Here is an 18,856-nt window from a genome sequence, read left to right as displayed (position 1 = left end):
CACGGATAGGAGTCTTCATTCATTAAAATTTAACAGCAAGCTCTTTCGCTTCTCGTAAACCTTTTTCAACAATTTCTTGTGCTTTATCAGGCGCTGCGTTATGTCCCTCGATGACAACTGTGTGCAAGTCTTGAACACCCCAGAAACCAAGAACTGTTTTCATGAAGTTTAATGACATTTCTAGTGAAGCCATTGGCCCTTCTGAATAAACGCCGCCGCGCGCGTTAAGAAGTGCAACTTTTTTGCCGCCCATTAAACCAACTGGTCCTTCTTGTGTGTATTTGAATGTAACGCCTGCGCGAGACAGGTAATCCACATAAGTATGAAGCACTGCTGGCACTGTGAAGTTCCAAAGCGGGAATGCGAACACCACTTTATCAGCTTTTACAAATTGGTTCAGATATTTGTCAGCTGTTGCAGCTTGTTTTTTCTCTTCCTCAGTCATTTCCATACCTTGACCTGCTTTAAATGTTCCATTAATCATATCTCTTCCAAGGTAAGGAAGGTTTTCTTTATGAAGATCTAATTCAATCACTTCATCATTAGGGTTGTTTTCTTTATATGCAGCTAGAAATGCTTCGTATAGTTTAACTGAAACACCTTCTTCAGCTGTACGGTCACTTGATTTTACAAATAAAACTGTAGACATTTGTATTCCTCCCGGTAAACTTTTTATATTAACTTACAAATAGTATGTTACTTTCTTTTTTATGCAAAGTCAATCACTTTATTTCGAATATGAGATTTTTTTCATAAAAAAAAGCAAGTACACTTCATATCGGTGTACTTGCTTGCCATTTTCAGTTTGAATCCTGCTCACGGTCTAAAATCTCATACGTTTGAGAGCTTTTTTGATCAATTGTTTCTTTATTAGATAGATCTTTGACCTGTTCATGAAACTCCCTTTCGAATGACGGAGCATCCGTTTCCAAATCGTCCTCTACATCATCTTGGGCTTCCACTGTCATTCTTGCGTACGGAACAGCTTCCAATCTTTCGTACGGAATGTCTTGACCTGTTTTTTCACAAATGCCGTACGTTCCGTCTTTTATCTTTTGTAAAGCCTGATTAACCTCCTCCAAAAGTTCCCGGTCTATTTCTTTTACCGTTTGGTCTGTCATGCGGTCTGTTACAAGCGTTCCGTGGTCAGCCATATGGTTATCGACCCCATTAGACAGCTCTCCTACTTCTTCAGTCATTGATTGTGTTTTCTTTTTTTCGCCAGACAATTCTTTTTGCATATCAAGCAATTTATGGTAGAGATGCTGAGTTTGTTCTTTAGTCAGTGCCATGTGTATCCTCTCCTTTTTTTTCTCTGTTCCCAGTTTTGAATACTGACAAACCAAAAAAGCGTTTTTATGGCACAAAAAAAGCCAAACCATTCTTTGGGACGGCTGGCCTCAGTCAGTTTTATTCAGCTGCATAAATACTTTGTCAGCACCGCTTGCACTTCGCTTAAATCGGTATCTTTCGCAAATTCTAATTCAAAGGTTTTGCTTCTTGTCATTAATAAAAGTCCAGTATCGGGATCAAACATTCCCGCTTCTTGAATGGCAAAGCTTTCAATCGTTTTATATGGAAGAAATACACGAACCTTCTTTTTAGAAAACACCTTATTATCAAAGAAAATGATACGTTTGTTTGTAAAGCAAATTTGGTCAACCCGGAGCTTATAAATCGATTCTATTCTTTCCCCTTCAACGAGCAAAGCTTCAAGCTTCTTTGCGTCAGTTGATCTGCTAACAGAAAAAATACCCAATGAAGAACCCCTCTTTCTGCATTTATCTATTTTTCTTATGACGAGATTACATTAAATAAAATAAGTCCTTTATCCCTATATAAGAATACGACATAGAAGACATTTAAACCATTACGAACAGATTACATTTTTCAAATTTTTGATTTGTTTCTTGTCTTTTGAATTGTTGTCATCATGTAGTACGCACCAAAAGAGAAAAAAGTTTCATTTTCCGTAAATATTTTTTGAAAAATGAGTTTTTTAATGTTTCTTTTGTGTATCTGTTTTATTTTCCCTTTTTGAATCAAAGAAGAACCGCAGCTTAGCTGCGGTCCTTTGCATAACCATCCGTATCTTCAATTGTGACATCTTCTGTTTCTTCTCCCTCAGGAATTCGATCGGTGATTATACCTCTTCAAAATATTCTTTATAGTAACCGCCGATTTTATTTGTATTATCGACGACAAACAGAAATTCCTCTGTTTCATTCTTCACTTCATATTCTTTCCCTGGAGTTAATACGCGATTTACAATGTATTTTTTTGCGTTTGTCTGAACACACTTTACTTTTTTAATGGTTTCTTTTTCAAGCCAATTTTTATGTATCATGATGAAATCTCCTTTACTTGTCTATAAGCCTATTGTAGCTTTTTTCTTTTGTAAATTGCAATATCGGTTATTCATTGATTTTGCCTTGTTTTCTAGTATAGAATGTTTGTATACGCTTACTTCCACAGTAACGATCACAGCTAATTCCTGCTCTTCAATGAAGCAATATCCATACTATCACCAAGAATCTCAGAACAGACCATAAAAATGACTGGAGGTTTGTTACGAATGAGTTCTTTAACGATGCAAGTGAGTAAAAGGCTGGAGACATTTTTACAGGGAACAAAGAAGCTTTATATTGATGGAAAGTTTGTTCCCAGTGCCTCAGGGGCAACCTTTGACACGCCCAACCCGGCGACAGGCGAAACCTTAATGACGCTGTATGAAGCCCAGGCAGAGGATGTGGACAAAGCCGTTAAAGCTGCCCGCAAAGCCTTTGATCAAGGCGAGTGGAGAACAATGTCTCCAGCATCGAGAAGCAGACTGATGTATAAGCTGGCAGATTTAATGGAAGAGCATAAAACTGAGCTTGCCCAGCTTGAAACCCTTGATAACGGAAAACCAATAAACGAAACAACAAATGGAGATATTCCGCTGGCTATTGAGCATATGCGCTATTACGCAGGCTGGTGTACAAAAATAACAGGGCAGACAATCCCTGTTTCCGGCTCCTATTTTAATTATACACGCCATGAGCCTGTCGGCGTCGTCGGGCAAATCATCCCATGGAATTTCCCGCTTCTTATGGCGATGTGGAAAATGGGGGCGGCTCTTGCAACCGGCTGTACCATTGTGCTTAAGCCTGCTGAGCAAACCCCGCTTTCAGCTCTTTATTTGGCTGAGTTAATTGATAAAGCCGGTTTCCCTGACGGTGTCATCAATATCATTCCGGGATTCGGTGAGGATGCGGGAGAAGCACTTACCAACCATGAAGCGGTTGATAAAATTGCCTTTACCGGATCAACAGAAATCGGAAAGAAAATCATGGGCACGGCGGCAAAAAGCATTAAGCGGGTCACCCTGGAACTGGGCGGAAAATCACCTAATATCCTGCTCCCGGATGCGAATTTGAAAAAAGCCATTCCAGGCGCTTTAAACGGTGTCATGTTTAACCAAGGCCAAGTCTGCTGTGCGGGCTCACGCGTCTTTATTCATAAAGACCAGTATGATGAAGTTGTCAATGAGATGGTGTCTTATGCTGAATCACTCCGCCAAGGAGCCGGACTTCATAAAGATACCCAAATCGGCCCGCTCGTGAGCAAGGAGCAGCATGAACGCGTTCTTTCTTATATTCAAAAAGGGAAAGATGAAGGAGCTAAAGCTGTCACTGGCGGAAGCTGCCCTTATGAAGAAGGATACTTTGTCGCGCCGACTGTGTTTGCGAATGTAGAAGACGATATGACCATCGCTAAAGAAGAAATTTTCGGACCAGTCCTGACGGCCATACCATATGAAACAGTGGATGAAGTCATTGAACGTGCTAACCATTCTGAATACGGACTTGCTGCCGGACTATGGACCGAGAATGTAAAACAAGCCCATTATATCGCAGATCGTCTTCAAGCCGGGACTATCTGGGTAAACTGCTATAATGTGTTTGACGCAGCTTCCCCATTCGGCGGTTATAAACAATCCGGACTCGGAAGAGAAATGGGCTCCTATGCTCTAGATAACTACACAGAAGTCAAGAGTGTATGGATTAATCTTGAGGACTAAAAGGTTTTTCAAAAAAACTGCTGCCAGCCAGCAGTTTTTTTCTTTCAGTAATGGCGGCAAAAGCAGGTGAATATATATCTTCTGAAGGAGTTGAGCGGGATGAGCACACTTCAGAAGAAGGTGAGGCGCTATCAGCAAAACACCATTTCAGAGCTGAAAGATAGGCAAAATGATGACGGTTCTTGGACATTTTGCTTTGAAGGGCCAATCATGACGAATTCTTTTTTTATTCTGCTCCTCACCTCACTTGATGAAGGTGAAAATGAAAAAGAACTCATTTCGGCGCTTGCAGCCGGCATTCGCGAAAATCAGCAGCCAGACGGAACGTTTAACAATTTTCCTGACGAAACAGACGGCAATATAACAGCTACCGTCCAAGGATATGTCGGAATGCTGGCTTCAGGATGCTGCCATCGAACTGATCCGCACATGAAAAAAGCTGAACAATTCATTGCATCACATGGCGGCTTGAGAAATATTCATTTTATGACAAAATGGATGCTTGCAGCAAATGGCCTTTACCCTTGGCCCGCTTTATATTTGCCATTGTCGCTTTTAGCAATTCCCCCAACATTCCCGGTTCATTTTTATCAGTTCAGCACATATGCCCGTATACACTTTGCTCCAATGGCCGTAACACTCAATCAGCGATTCACACTAAAAAACCGCAAAATTCAATCTCTCCGCCACCTCGACCCGCACATGACAAAAAATCCTTTGACTTGGCTCCGTTCCGATGCTTTCGAGGAGCGAGACCTCTCTTCTGTTCTGACTCATTGGAAGCGCATTTTTCGTGCACCCTTTGCTCTTCAGGAGCTGGGCTTACACACAGCTAAAACGTATATGCTTGACCGGATTGAAGAAGACGGCACACTGTACAGTTATGCAAGCGCCACAATATTTATGGTATACAGCCTTCTGTCACTTGGTGTGTCACGCCATTCACCGGTCATCCGAAGGGCAATAAATGGCATCAAAGCATTGGTGACTGAATGCGGCGGCATTCCTTACTTAGAAAATTCCACATCCACTGTTTGGGATACTGCATTAATCACCTATGCGCTCCAGCAAAACGGCGTTGCCGAAACAGACGGTCCAATTACAAAAGCCGCTTCTTTTTTACAAAAGCGGCAGCATACGAAGATAGCAGATTGGTCTGTCAAAAATCCAAATGTATCTCCAGGCGGCTGGGGATTTTCAAATATCAACACGAATAATCCTGATTGTGACGACACCGCAGCCGTCTTAAAAGCAATTCCCCGCAACTTCTCTCCTTCTTCTTGGGAGCGAGGTGTGGCTTGGCTTTTATCGATGCAGAACAATGATGGAGGGTTTTCCGCCTTTGAAAAAAATGTGAACCACCCTCTTATCCGCCACCTCCCGCTTGAATCCGCCGAGGATGCGGCTGTTGATCCCTCAACCGCCGACCTTACCGGGCGTGTGCTGCACTTTTTAGGTGAAAAAGCTGGCTTTTCAGTTAAACATCACCACATTCAGCGTGCTGTGAACTGGCTTTTTGAAAACCAGGAACGTAATGGATCTTGGTACGGACGATGGGGTGTTTGCTACATTTATGGCACATGGGCTGCCTTGACCGGTATGCACGCCTGCGGAGTTGTTCGAACACATCCTTCGATACAAAAGGCAATCCGGTGGCTCAAAACCGTACAAAATGATGACGGCAGCTGGGGTGAATCCTGCAAAAGCGCTGAGGTCAAAACCTATGTGCCGCTTAAAGAAGGAACCATTATACAAACTGCATGGGCTTTAGATGCTTTATTACAATTTGAAAAACCCAGTCATCCAGCAATTGTGAAAGGGATGAATTACCTCATGGATAACAGTTCTCATGACGGTAGAAGCTTGACTTATCCAGTGGGTATCGGGCTGCCAAAGCAATTTTATATTCGTTACCATAGTTACCCTTATGTGTTCCCTTTGTTGGCTGTCAGCAAGTATTTGAATTCTATTGAAAAGGAGACAGCAAATGAAACGTGAATCTTATCAAACCGAGATGTTCAATTGGTGTGAAGCCTTAAAAGATCAGATTCAAAAACGAGGACAGCTTGATCGATTTGAGGATCAAATCGAAAAGATGATTGAAGCGCTGGAGGATGACCAGACGACAGAAGAAGAGTGGTATCAGCAGGCCGTCACACTCTATCGTGATATTACACAATCAGAAGAAACAGGTGAAAGACGCGCCTTCGTTCCTATAGGAAAACATGTTCTCCCAAAGCTTCCGTACAAGTACTCCGCTTTAGAACCTTATATTTCACGTGATATTATGGTGCTTCATCATACAAAGCATCATCAAAGCTATGTTGACGGACTGAATAAAGCAGAATTGGAGCTTAAGAATGCCAGAGCTTCAAAGAACTATGACTTGATCACTCATTGGGAAAGAGAGCTGGCATTTCATGGAGCTGGCCATTATTTGCACAGTATTTTTTGGTTTTCTATGCATCCAAACGGAAAAAGACGTCCTACTGGAGCATTATTTCAAATGATCGATCTTTCATTTGGAAGCTATTCGGCCTTTAAGGAGCATTTTACCCAAGCTGCAAAAAAAGTGGAGGGTGTCGGGTGGGCCATTCTTGTCTGGTCCCCTCGTTCCGGACGGCTTGAGATTTTAGCTGCAGAGAAGCACCAGCACTTCAGCCAGTGGGATGTTATCCCTCTTTTGCCGCTTGATGTATGGGAACATGCTTACTATTTGCAATATAAAAATGACCGCGGGAGCTATGTTGATCATTGGTGGAATGTAGTCGATTGGCGTGAAGCCGAAAAACGTTTTGAACAGGCAAAAGAAGTTGTATGGAAACTCTATTAAAAAAGCCCCCTTTTCCAGGGGGCTTCATTTTTTAAAAAACACCTAATACATGTAAAAATACAATAATGATCGCAACAGGTGAAAGATAACGTATCAGCAGAAGCCAAACCGCAAACCACTTTCGCTTGAGGTTTGAGCCGCTTTTCAGCTCGTTAAACAAATCCTCTTTCGGTATTTTTAACGGTACAAAGATAGAAATCAATAACGCTCCTAACGGCATTAAAATATTGCTGACCAGAAAATCAGCTGCGTCAAAAATAGACATGTGAAAAATGGTAACATCACTTAAAACCCCGTAGGATAACGCAGACGGTACGCCGACCAGAAAGATAGCAATCCCGCCGAGCCAGGCAAATCGTTTTCTTTTACTCACATCGCCTTTAGAAAGCACAGCGACCAAAATTTCAAGCATTGAAAAGGCAGATGTCAGTGCAGCAAATAAAAATAGAATTAAAAATGCTAATAAAAAGACAATTCCGAACGGCATTTGATTAAACACAGTCGGCAGCACATTAAATAACAGAACAGGCCCTTGGTCCGGTTTGAGACCGAATGAAAAAACAGCTGGAAAGATCGCGATTCCCGCCATAATGGCGACAAGGACATTCAAAACCGTAACAGATACAGCAGACTGCACCAGATTTTCTTGTTTCTCTAGATAAGCACTATACGTTACCATTACAGATACACCGACACTTAATAAGAAGAAGGACTGGCCCATCGCATATAATATCGTATTGGCGTCAATCGCAGAGATATCAGGTGTCAGGAAAAACTTAATACCTTCTATCGCTCCATGAAGTGTAACTGAACGCACCATTAAAATGATAAATAATATAAAAAGCGCCGGCATTAAAATTTGGCTTGCTTTTTCAATTCCGCTGCTTACACCTTTTGCGACAACCAAAATTGTGACCAGCATAAACAGCAGCTGGCCTCCTACAGCCAAATAAGGATTTGAAATAGTATTCGCAAACAGCGTATCAAATCCTGACGTATGCGATAAACCGCCGGTAAAGCCTTTAAAAATGTAATTTAAAATCCATCCGCCGACTACGCTGTAGAATGATAACAGAATAAAGCACGTCGCCATGCCCAAATAGCCTATCCAATGCCACTTAGACCCTGGAGCAAGAGATTTATAGGATTGGACGGCATCTTGCTGTGTTTTTCTGCCTATGATGAATTCACCAAGCAATAATGGCAGTCCGATTAAAATTGTAAATAAAATAAAAATAAATAAAAACGCACCTCCTCCGCTGGTGCCTGCTACATATGGGAATTTCCATATTGCACCGAGACCGATAGCCGATCCAGCCGCAGCTAAAATAAAGCCCAGCTTCGAAGACCATTGATTAGCTTCCTTCACCCTATCACTCCTATTTTCCAAAACAGTTTAAAGGTTCATTGTAAGAATATCTACCTATATAGTCAAGAATATTTTGATTAGTTTACATAATATATTTATCATCTATCTCCATGAATATATCAGATCACAGTCAATCTATCAATATTGAATTATTCAGAAAATTAATTATAATAGGGGAATACCAAAAAATCTGTAAGGATTTCTGCTGGAGTTCTTGATCAGTGTATGAGGAGTGTTTTTATGGAAAACATCAGAAAGATAAGTCATTTCGCGGGACAAACCTTCGGAATCTGGGTCATTGTTTTTGCCGTGCTCGGATTTTCTTTCCCGTCATTATTTTCTTGGATCAGTTCTTATATTACGATTTTTCTTGGCATTATTATGTTTGGAATGGGGCTAACACTGCAAACCGATGATTTTAAAGAGCTGATCAGAAAACCTTTGTACGTCATTATCGGAGTGATTGCCCAATATACGATTATGCCGCTTGTTGCTTTCGGCTTAGCATATGGCCTGCATCTCCCCTCGGAAATCGCGGTAGGCGTTATTCTCGTTGGCTGCTGTCCCGGTGGAACTGCCTCTAATGTTATGACATTTTTAGCAAAAGGCAATACGGCCCTGTCTGTTGCTGTCACAACGATTTCCACCTTGTTGGCACCGGTTTTGACGCCGGTTTTGATTATGCTGTTTGCCAAGGAATGGCTGCCTGTCTCACCTGGCTCGTTATTTATTTCGATTTTGCAGGCTGTATTGATTCCAATCATTGCAGGCCTAGTCGTCAAAATATTTTTCAAAAAACAGGTCGCAAAAGCCGTTCATGCCCTGCCGCTTGTTTCAGTCATCGGTATCGTTGCCATTGTGTCAGCTGTTGTAAGCGGCAACCGGGAAAACCTGCTTCAATCAGGTTTGCTTATTTTTTCAGTAGTTATCCTGCACAACGGGTTTGGATATTTACTGGGATTTCTATGTGCAAAGCTGTTAAAAATGGATTATGCGTCTCAAAAAGCAATTGCAATTGAAGTCGGCATGCAAAACTCAGGGCTTGGCGCAGCACTTGCCACGGCACATTTTTCACCGCTATCTGCCGTTCCGAGCGCGATTTTCAGTGTATGGCACAACCTTTCGGGCTCCCTGCTCGCTACATATTGGTCTAAAAAAGGTAAGAATCCAAAAGAAGATTCAAACAGCACAGAACTGACTCTTTAACATTCTATTGTATATAAAAAGGTACATCACGTTTATCCGTGATGTACCTTTTTTGTTTTATCCCTCTAACAAAAGCTGTTCAGGATCTTCTAGTAAGTTTTTAATTGTGACAAGGAATCCAACTGCTTCTTTACCATCTACGATCCGGTGATCATAAGATAATGCAATGTACATCATCGGACGGTTTTCGAAACGTTCTTCATCAATTGCGACAGGGCGCAGCTGAATCTTATGCATACCCAGGATACCAACTTGAGGGCTGTTTAAAATCGGTGTCGACATGAGTGAACCGAAAGTCCCTCCGTTTGTAATTGTAAATGAGCCTCCTTGCAGCTCACCAAGGGTCAATTTATTGCTTCTCGCTTTTTTCGCAAGCTCGCCGATTTCTTTTTCAATGCCTGCAAATGTCAGGCGGTCTGCATCACGTACAACTGGAACGACAAGTCCTTCCTCAGCTGCGACAGCGATTCCGATATCATAGAATTTTTTAACAATCAGCTCATCGCCTTGAATTTCTGCATTCAAGAGCGGATATTTTTTCAAAGCCGCTACAACAGCTTTTGTAAAGAAAGACATAAAGCCGAGCTTCACTTCATTTTGCTCAAAGAATTGGTCTTTGCGGCGTTTTCTAAGATTCATAACAGCCGTCATGTCAACTTCATTAAATGTAGTCAGCATCGCAGATGTTTGCTGTACTTCGACTAGACGTTTTGCGATTGTCTGTCTGCGGCGTGACATTTTTTGCACTTCAACAGGCTTTTCAAAGCTTTGCTGTGTTTTTTGAGCCTGCGGCTGCTGTTTTTGCTGAGGAGCTGGTTTCGCAGCCGGTTTTTCATACGCCTCAACATCCTGTTTGCGCACTCTTCCAAGCGGGTCGCCAGTCGGAACCTGAGACAGGTCAATCCCTTTCTCTCTCGCCAGCTTACGTGCAGAAGGAGATGCGATTGTTCTTGATTTTGCTTCAGTTTGCGCTTCCTGGCTCACTTCTTGCGCCGCTGGTTCAGCTTGCTTTTCTTCTTTTTCACTTTCTTTGCTTTCAGCCTTCTCTGAAGGAGCAGGGGCAGAACTTTCACCCGCGCCTTCTGTAATGGTACCGATAATTTCTCCAACTTGGACGGTATCACCCGAATCTTTCAATACCTCTTGAAGAACACCCGATTCTTCTGCTGTCAATTCAACATTTACTTTATCCGTTTCAAGTTCAAGCAGATATTCACCCTGTTCTACATAATCACCGGGCTGCTTTAACCATTGGGCTATTGTTCCTTCTGAGATTGATTCTGCTAATTCAGGTACCTTAATTTCCGCCATTTTTTCATTTCCCCCTTAGTTTTTGCGAGTCAAGCTATCAGATACAATACGTTCCTGTTCTTTTTTATGAACTGTCGGATCTCCCTCTGCAGGACTGGATCGTCTTCTTCGTCCAATATATTGAACGCTTACTCCTTCTGGTGCAAGTTCTGTCAAATAAGGGCTGATGTAGCTCCAAGCCCCCATGTTCTGCGGCTCTTCCTGAACCCAAACGATTTCTTTTAGGTTCGGAAGCTTTGCAAATAATTCTTTGACTCCTTTTGCAGGGAATGGATACAGCTGTTCAATTCTCGCAATGTGAAGCCACTCTTTCCCGTCTTCTAACTTGTTGAAATGATCGCTGATGTCTATAGATACTTTACCGCTGGATAATACGAGCCGCGTTACTTTTTCATACTCATGAGAAAGTCCTGACTGTTCGTAAACAGGCTGGAAGCGGCTTTCACTGAGCTCCTGCACTTCAGAAACGGTATTCGGATTGCGCAGAAGGCTCTTCGGCGTCATGATGACGAGCGGACGAATTTCCTCACGCAGCAGCATTTTAGCCTGTCTTCTTAATATATGAAAATATTGAGCGGCGCTTGTCAGGTTGGCAACCGTCCAGTTATTCTCAGCAGCTAGCTGCAGGAACCGCTCGATTCTACCGCTTGAATGCTCAGGGCCCTGTCCCTCATAACCGTGCGGCAGCAGCATCACTAATCCAGATTTTTGGCCCCATTTTGCTCGTCCGGCAGAAATAAATTGGTCAAAGTACACTTGAGCAGCATTGGCAAAATCCCCATACTGCGCTTCCCAAAGGACAAGTGTTTCAGGTGAATACACATTATAGCCGTATTCAAAACCGAGTACAGATCCTTCAGACAGCGGGCTGTTATGAACCGCAAATGATGTGTCACAATCTGACAAATGGTGCAGCGGCACAAATTCCTTGCCTGTCTCACTGTCGTGAAGCACAAGGTTTCTTTGAGCAAACGTTCCGCGCTCAGAATCCTGTCCTGTTAATCGAATCGGTGTTCCGTCTTTCAGAATGGAAGCAAACGCGAGAGATTCAGCCAATGACCATTCCACTTTTCTGTCATCATCAAACGCCTTGGCCCGTCTTTCCAAAATGCGTTTTAGCTTACCGAATACATTAAACGACTCCGGCCAATTGACCAGTTCGCCATTCAGCTTGCGGAGCACATCAAAATCAATAGATGTATCTACATCCGGAAAGCCATTTGAAACAGGTTCCGGAAGTTCTATTTCACTGGCGATATGTTCCTTTTTAGCCGGCACTTTTTGATAAGCGTCTTCTATGCGTTTCGTTACCGACTTTTCAATGTTTTGAACAACTTCCTCGGTAAGCACCCCTTCTTTAACGAGCTTTTCCGCGAAAATATGTTTGACAGTCGGATGCTTTCTTACAGCGTCATACAGCATCGGCTGAGTAGTTGACGGCTCATCCATTTCGTTGTGTCCGTAGCGTCTGTACCCGATCAAGTCAATCAGAAAGTCCTTGTTGAATGTTTTTCGGTATTCTACCGCAAACTTAACAGCTGAAAGACAGGCTTCAGGATCGTCCGCATTTACGTGAACAATCGGAATTTCATAGCCCTTCGCCAGGTCACTGGCATAGTTTGTTGATCTTGATTCAGCGCTTTCTGTTGTGAATCCGATCATGTTATTGGCGATAATATGAATCGCACCGCCGACTTGATACCCTTTTAAAGAGCTTAAATTCAATGTTTCAGCTACAATTCCTTCCCCCGGGAACGCAGCGTCTCCATGAATTAAAATCGCAAGTGATTTTGTTTCATCCTGAACCGGATATCCGCTATGTGTTCTTGTTTCCTGCGCCGCTCTTGTGCTGCCTTCAACAATCGGATTGATAAATTCCAAGTGGCTCGGGTTATTCGCCAGCGTAATGCGCGCTGACTTCGTTTCAGCGTCATGAAGCTCACGGTTCGCTCCCAGATGATATTTGACATCCCCCGTCCATCCGTAGCTGATGCCGATTGATCCTTCAGACGGGACAAGATCTTTGTTAGGCGCATGCTGGAATTCTGAGAATATGATTTCATACGGTTTGCCCAGCACATGTGCCAGCACATTCAGGCGGCCCCTGTGCGCCATGCCGATGTTGACGCTCGTTGTACCTGATTTGACAGATTGTGCAATTATGTCATCAAGCACTGGAACGAGAGCGTCCAGACCCTCAATTGAAAAACGCTTCTGCCCGACGAAGGTCCGGTGTAAAAATTGCTCGAATCCCTCTACTTCCATCAGTCTCTCCAGCACAGCTGACAGCTTTTCGGCTGAGTTCTTTTGGAACAATTCACCGGATTCAATCTTTTGAGTCAGCCACTCGCGCTCTTTAAAATCGTGTACATGATCAAATTCAAATGAGATGGTTCTTTTATACGTATTTCGCAAATATTGAATGGCTTCTAAACCGTTCGTAATGTTTGTAGGAGCGTCTTTACAAATGACCGACGCAGGTATTTCTTTTATTTCCTCTTCTGTTAGCCCGTAATCGGATAATGGAAAGAGCTCGCTCTTTTTCCCATCCTTTCTGAGCGGATTGACGGAAGCGTTCAAATGGCCATAGGTTCGTATATCTTCTGCAAGTCTGATTGCTGATGCGATCTTTTGTATCAGATCGGCTGTAACACGTCCCTTTTCTTTTGTTCCCGATGCCTCTTTTATATCGCTTGGAGGAGCTCCGAGTTCGTCGAACATTTCCTTCAGATCCGGATCAATGCTGTTCGGATCCTGGGTGTACTGATCGTAAAGCTCCAGCGCATAGCCGAGGTTCGGACCGTAAAAATCTTCCCAATTCATTCGTTGTTTCATATTATTTTGAAACATTTGAATATTACCCCCAACCTAGATAATCAAGTGATTTATTCACTATCTTAAAATAACTTTCGAACGCTGTGTCCAAAATTATGTAATAAAAACGCTTCCAACGATATTTTACCACTGTTTGCAATTTGATTCTACCTTGATTGTTCACAAAATAGTAAAAAACCTTTATAAAAAACAAAAAATTTAATCATTTAAAAAAAGAAACGCCAAAAAGCATAGAATAAAGGGTTATCCTATGCTTTTATGGAGCAGTTTTTTAAGAAGCGGATACAGTACATCCGGAAGCTGATCGACATCCGGGACAAATATACTGAACTTCCCGTACATATCCTGTATCGTTTTCATTTGTGATTCTTCAATTTCCGAGTTGGAGAGAAAAACATTTATGACTTCTATTCCTCTTTTTCGAGCTTCGATAACCGCTTCACTTGTATCGACAATTCCATTTTGCTCATAACCAAATGCGGCCGGCTCTCCGTCAGAGAACACGATTAAGAATTTTTGCGCCTCGCTCCGCTGCAGCATTTTTTTCGTCATTTGCCTGATCGCATAGCCGTCACGGTTGTCTTCCTCAGGTTCAAGCTGCATTATCGCCGGTCCCGCCGCCTGTCTTAAGGATGACTGAAATGGAATTACCGTATTAAAATAGTTCGGCTGACTCGTTTCGGTCGCATCGTTTGTATCCTCCCAGAAACCGACAATTTGATGCGGGACTGCTACCGACTTCAGGGCTTCGTGAAACAATACGATTCCCCGCTTCGTTTCATCCATTTTGTCGAACATGCTGGCTGAACAGTCGACCAGCAATGTGAAAACAGCGTCAATTTCTGAAGAAGGCTCTTGTTTTTTGTAAAAAAGACGCGGATTCCGCTCCGTAAAATAACGGAGAAGCTTGTTGTTCAGACGGCCCGCGTGAAGGTCAGTCCTTGGCAGCGTTTTTTTGTGTTCAAGCGTTTTTTGAATCATCTGTTTCAAACGCTTCTGATACGATTCGATCGATTTTGCCTGCTGTTTATAAGAAAGCTCTTCATCTTGTGTTGCAGGCTGCGGTTCTTTATAAATCGCAAACGCGAATTTATTTTCCTTTCCGTCGGCAAGACCCGCACCGTTCGGCTGGTCTTTTTTGGACTCCAGCGCTTCCAGTTTGGAATAGTCTTTTCGTTTTGTCTGTCTGGCTGAACCTTGAACAGAGCCGAGGGCCTGGTCTCCATCGTCCCCTTCACGAGAAGCATCTTTTCCTAAATCGGATTTTGCGCCGTGTTCAATATCAAATTGAAGGAAGCTTTTAGACGGCGCTTCTGTTTCACGGTGCCAAGTCGGCATTTCTTCATCGTGAATATCTTCATCGCCGTCTGACTTTTTCGGAAGCGTTATGTCATCACTCAGCTTCGGCGCTTTTTTCTCTTCTTCAAATAACGGCTGCTCGGCAGCTTTTGCATAATCTAACTCAGGCAAAAAGAAGTAGGTATTCAGCATGTCTTTATCAAGCACCTCTTCAAGTCCGTCCATGATATCTTCGACAATTTTCAGAACGTGATGTGTAGAATCAGCTTCATACACACGCAAGAGCTGCTGTTCGATAAACGGACGCATCAGATCAATATCATCACGCATAGACGGGATGGCTTCCAGAGGCGATTCCGCCGTCAGCTTGACATACATGGCGCAAAAGAGCGCATCCGTAAAAATGCTTCGTTCTAAATTTAAAGTCAGCTGCGTGGAGAAATGTTTTCTGTACATGTCTTTTCGTTTTGCAAATACATACTTTGTACCAGGACGCTCGTGTTTGATACATTCTTCAATTCTGATGTCCTCAAGCAGCATAAACAGCTGTTTGGCAAAGCTTTTGTACGTAAGATTGTGCTGGATATAATCCAAAAGGCTCGCAAACTCTTGCAGCGAGCTGTATTTTGTTCCGACTGATCGAAGGTAGACATCGCTTTTGAGACCTGCTTCCATATCTTCAGCTGCTCTGTCCTTCCAAAAATGGCTCATGTAGATTTTTTTTTCAAATGGGTTGTAGTAGGACTGAACGCCATACTCCACTTCCACTGCCTCACTTTTGGTGAGCGTTTTGGCCAAATCGGTCAGCATCATAAATAAAAACGAGTCAATTGTGCTGTCATTAAATTTGATAAATTTCATCGCACATCCCTCATTCAAACAGAGTTTCTGCGATATTTCGGACCGCCGCCTTTTCACGGTCATCGTCAAGCTTCTCTACAATTCCGCGTTCGATGGCGCGTAGCGGCGGAATATAAGCGGCTAAATCACACGTATCAATTAAAGCTCTGATGGATGCCGCTTCTTCAGACACCTGCCCGTTATTAGCCTGAACGATCAGATCAGAAGACAGCGTGATAAACCGGTCAATCAATTTCTCATCATGAAGGGCAGACTGAGACATGAGTACTTGTTTCAGCAGCTCGCCTTTAATATAAGGCACATCAATGATGACAAAACGGTTTTTAAGCGCTTCATTCAGCGGAACGGTTCCGACGTAGCCTTCATTGATGGCAGCAATGACTCCAAACCCTTCTTTTGCCCGAACGACTTCTCCTGTAAACGGATTTGTCATCATTTTTCTGTAGTCCAATACACCGTTTAAGATTGGCAGGGTTTCCGGTTTTGCCATATTAATTTCATCTATATAAAGAAAGTGGCCTTCATTCATGGCCGTTGTCACAGGTCCCGAGACAAACTCGATCGTCGCCTGGCCAGATTGATTTTCAATGGTTTTATAGCCGACCAGCGCTTCAGCATCCAAATCAACTGAGCAGTTGACACTGTGCATCGGTTTATGAAAATAGCTGGACAATGTTTCTGCCAGCCTAGTTTTACCTGAGCCTGTAGGTCCTTTTAACAGGATATTTTTCCCCATCGCTAATGCGATAATGGCATCGAATAAAATGGCTTCATCCTCCGCCTCATAGCCTGATGTCCCGATGAGCGATTGAAATTCTGGAGAAATCGGCTGGCTTTTATATGATAAAAGCTTATTTTGTATATCTTCCGGCAATGTTAAGTGCTGCAATTGAGATGTCATAGACAGGTTTCCTTTCCTATTCGTATTCCATTAACGAGTATACTAAAAAAGCCCCTGTATGCTCAATACAAAAGGGCTCCCGCTATATTACTGTTTCTCGTTATTGCCAGAAAGCGCTCCGCAGACAATTCGCGCTCCTGAATTTCCGCTCGGATTCGTCAAATAGTCGTCAGCCTGTTCATGAATAATAAACGCGCTGCCATCCTGGTCGAGAATATTCAATTTGCTTCCTTTTTGTAAAGAGGTTTCAGGCGCATTCATAATAACATCTACTTTCCCGTCTGCGCCGACCTCAAGATTCGGAAGATCTCCGGCATGATGTCCCATCGGATTATTGAAGCCGTGTTCTTTGTTCAGCGGATTAAAGGGTCCGCCCGCGGATTCAAAATCCGGCCTGACACATGATCCTTTTTCATAAATATGAAAACCGAGTGAAGCCCCAGGTGTCAGGCTGTGTGCTGAGATGTGAAAATCGAGCCCTTCGTCTTCTGACTCTTTTATTTCAATAAACCCGACTTTTTTGCCTTCTCTATTGACCAGCTGAATCTGATGGCGAAACGCTGAGGTTTCTATTACCTTTTTTTCCGGTACCCGCCGCGGATGATCGGGAGGTGTTTCCTGACTGCATCCCGCAAGACCCAGTGCCGCCAGCACGATAAGGAGCAAGAAACGATTCATGCTGTCTCCCCCTTGTTTTTTCTAACAGTCTGGTCAATCATATTCCGATATAAACTAAAAAAAGCCTTTTAAAAGGCTTTTACATTAGGGCAGCAGGACGTCCTGCCCAAACGCCCCGTCTGTCTAATGTCGATGCTATAGTTTAAAAATAGCTTCGTGCGCCCAGGTAGCGCTGTTTCCAATACGAATTGCTGAGATTGGAAATGCCCACACCGTCCGAGCTTGCATGAATAAAATTGCCGCCGCCCAAGTAAATCCCCATGTGAGACGGTCCGGATTTATACGTCGTAAAGAAAACAAAGTCACCGACTGACGGCTGGCTGACTTTTTGCATTACGTTCCAGTACCCTGCCGTGCTCAGCCTTGAAATAGATGATACTTTATTAATGAGGTAATAAATATAGCCGCTGCAATCGAAACCGGAAGGCGTATTTCCGCCCCAGCGATACGGAACACCGACATATTTTTTTGCCTCCGTTATCATTCTGTCAATCTTTGTTCCAATTTGAACGTTTGATCCTGGTTTGTCTTTCGGGACTGTCTTATTGGAATTATTTGATTTAGTCGTTCCTGAAATCGTGAGAACCTGCCCGATTCGCAGAACATCACTAGACAAATTGTTCTTATCACGGATACTTTGCACAGTAACGCCCAGCTGATTCGCAATCTTCCATAACGAATCACCCGATTTCACTTTGTATGTAGTTGTTTTTGAAGAATTTGAGTTTGACGGCTTTTTGGAACCGCTACCGCTATTGGATGAGCTGCTTTTTTTTATTTTTAATACTTGCTTAGGGTAAAGCGTATCTGATGTTAAGCCGTTTAAGGTTTTCAATTCGGCCACCGTCATATTTAGACTGTTTGCGATTTTCCACAGAGAATCACCAAGCTTTACAGTATATGTACCTTTTGATGAGCCTGCAGAATTTGAACCGTTGCTTTTTTTCTGCCCATTCGAACCATTTGAACTGCTTGTCCCTTTAATTTTCAGTTTTTGGCCGGGACGAATCAAATCACTGCTCAGGCTGTTTAAGCTTTTAAGCTCTGAAACACTCATTTTATGATTTTTGGCAATCATCCATAAGGAATCACCATATGCTACGGTGTATGTTGACGTTTTGCTTGAGTTTGATGAGGATGTTTTGCTTTTTTTGCTGCTTTCAGGAACTTTAAGGCTTTGGCCGACATAAAGCATTGACGATTTCAATTTGTTTTCGGATTTCAGTGCTGAAATACTCGTATGATACTGGCGCGAAAGTTTCCAAAGAGAGTCACCGCTTTTCACCTTTATCGTTTTTGCGTCCGCGGGTGCTGCTGCCATCGATGACCCAACAACTGCGGAAACAGCCAAGCCGGCTACGATCTTCTTTTTCATTCATTTAACCTCCTAAACTTTTTATGAGACAAACAGAAATAATTAGTATTCTGTTTCCAAAAATGGCACACATACGTTTTATCGTCACTTTTTTAGCGTTATAAACAAATTTTTATAGATCCGGC

General features: G+C 42.9%; 15 protein-coding genes. 4 read left to right on the top strand and 11 right to left on the bottom strand.

Going from position 1 to position 18,856, the window contains the following annotated elements; all coding sequences use genetic code 11:
- Window positions 1-22: 22 nt before the first annotated feature.
- From azoJ to DIC78_RS20935, 4 genes are all read right to left on the bottom strand, one after another.
- On the bottom strand, window positions 23-649 hold the full coding sequence (azoJ, locus tag DIC78_RS20950; protein ID WP_127696867.1) for an FMN-dependent NADH-azoreductase AzoJ: 627 nt from the start codon (window positions 647-649) through the stop codon (window positions 23-25).
- Window positions 650-800: 151 nt separating this feature from the next.
- Window positions 801-1,292 carry a TraR/DksA family transcriptional regulator gene (locus tag DIC78_RS20945; RefSeq protein ID WP_127696866.1) on the bottom strand — a complete coding sequence of 164 codons (492 nt, stop codon included), beginning with the start codon at window positions 1,290-1,292 and terminating at the stop codon, window positions 801-803.
- Window positions 1,293-1,414: 122 nt separating this feature from the next.
- Entirely contained in the window at window positions 1,415-1,759 is a 345-nt protein-coding gene (locus tag DIC78_RS20940; protein ID WP_024121720.1) for a PH domain-containing protein, read from the bottom strand.
- Window positions 1,760-2,143: 384 nt separating this feature from the next.
- The gene (locus tag DIC78_RS20935; RefSeq protein WP_024121722.1) at window positions 2,144-2,347 is read right to left on the bottom strand and encodes a DUF6501 family protein; all 204 of its coding nucleotides are present in this window, start codon (window positions 2,345-2,347) and stop codon (window positions 2,144-2,146) included.
- Between the two features lie 228 nt (window positions 2,348-2,575).
- On the opposite strand from DIC78_RS20935, the gene dhaS reads away from it, so the two are divergent.
- The 3 genes from dhaS (at window position 2,576) to DIC78_RS20920 (ending at window position 6,896) form a co-directional block, all read left to right on the top strand.
- The gene (dhaS, locus tag DIC78_RS20930) at window positions 2,576-4,063 is read left to right on the top strand and encodes an aldehyde dehydrogenase DhaS (RefSeq protein WP_095713099.1); all 1,488 of its coding nucleotides are present in this window, start codon (window positions 2,576-2,578) and stop codon (window positions 4,061-4,063) included.
- 99 nt (window positions 4,064-4,162) lie between these two features.
- Window positions 4,163-6,061, top strand: a complete 1,899-nt coding sequence (locus tag DIC78_RS20925) for a terpene cyclase/mutase family protein (protein ID WP_106021278.1) — start codon at window positions 4,163-4,165, stop codon at window positions 6,059-6,061.
- The gene (locus DIC78_RS20920) at window positions 6,051-6,896 is read left to right on the top strand and encodes a superoxide dismutase (protein ID WP_127696865.1); all 846 of its coding nucleotides are present in this window, start codon (window positions 6,051-6,053) and stop codon (window positions 6,894-6,896) included. Before DIC78_RS20925 ends, DIC78_RS20920 begins: the two co-directional genes overlap by 11 nt.
- A gap of 31 nt (window positions 6,897-6,927) precedes the next feature.
- Here DIC78_RS20920 and DIC78_RS20915 read toward each other — a convergent pair whose 3' ends face one another.
- Entirely contained in the window at window positions 6,928-8,265 is a 1,338-nt protein-coding gene (locus DIC78_RS20915; protein WP_106021281.1) for a sodium-dependent transporter, read from the bottom strand.
- A 240-nt stretch (window positions 8,266-8,505) separates the two neighbouring features.
- On the opposite strand from DIC78_RS20915, the gene DIC78_RS20910 reads away from it, so the two are divergent.
- On the top strand, window positions 8,506-9,471 hold the full coding sequence (locus tag DIC78_RS20910; protein WP_101860559.1) for a bile acid:sodium symporter family transporter: 966 nt from the start codon (window positions 8,506-8,508) through the stop codon (window positions 9,469-9,471).
- Between the two features lie 57 nt (window positions 9,472-9,528).
- Here the strand turns inward: DIC78_RS20910 and odhB are convergent, their stop codons facing one another.
- The 6 genes from odhB to DIC78_RS20880 form a co-directional block, all read right to left on the bottom strand.
- Window positions 9,529-10,782 carry a 2-oxoglutarate dehydrogenase complex dihydrolipoyllysine-residue succinyltransferase gene (gene odhB / locus DIC78_RS20905; protein ID WP_059293272.1) on the bottom strand — a complete coding sequence of 418 codons (1,254 nt, stop codon included), beginning with the start codon at window positions 10,780-10,782 and terminating at the stop codon, window positions 9,529-9,531.
- Window positions 10,783-10,797: 15 nt separating this feature from the next.
- The gene (sucA, locus tag DIC78_RS20900; protein ID WP_106021282.1) at window positions 10,798-13,632 is read right to left on the bottom strand and encodes a 2-oxoglutarate dehydrogenase E1 component; all 2,835 of its coding nucleotides are present in this window, start codon (window positions 13,630-13,632) and stop codon (window positions 10,798-10,800) included.
- A 228-nt stretch (window positions 13,633-13,860) separates the two neighbouring features.
- The gene (locus tag DIC78_RS20895) at window positions 13,861-15,777 is read right to left on the bottom strand and encodes a vWA domain-containing protein (protein WP_127696864.1); all 1,917 of its coding nucleotides are present in this window, start codon (window positions 15,775-15,777) and stop codon (window positions 13,861-13,863) included.
- 10 nt (window positions 15,778-15,787) lie between these two features.
- Entirely contained in the window at window positions 15,788-16,678 is an 891-nt protein-coding gene (locus tag DIC78_RS20890) for an AAA family ATPase (RefSeq protein WP_024121732.1), read from the bottom strand.
- 87 nt (window positions 16,679-16,765) lie between these two features.
- Window positions 16,766-17,356: a superoxide dismutase family protein gene (locus DIC78_RS20885; protein ID WP_024121733.1), complete on the bottom strand. Its 591-nt coding sequence runs from the start codon at window positions 17,354-17,356 to the stop codon at window positions 16,766-16,768.
- Between the two features lie 142 nt (window positions 17,357-17,498).
- Window positions 17,499-18,731: a C40 family peptidase gene (locus DIC78_RS20880; protein WP_127696863.1), complete on the bottom strand. Its 1,233-nt coding sequence runs from the start codon at window positions 18,729-18,731 to the stop codon at window positions 17,499-17,501.
- Window positions 18,732-18,856 lie beyond the last annotated feature (125 nt).

The sequence above is a fragment of the Bacillus halotolerans genome, assembly GCF_004006435.1.
Classification (GTDB): Bacteria; Bacillota; Bacilli; order Bacillales; family Bacillaceae; genus Bacillus; species Bacillus halotolerans.
Note: the sequence above shows the minus strand (reverse complement) of the source record. Positions and strands in the feature narration are given on the sequence as shown.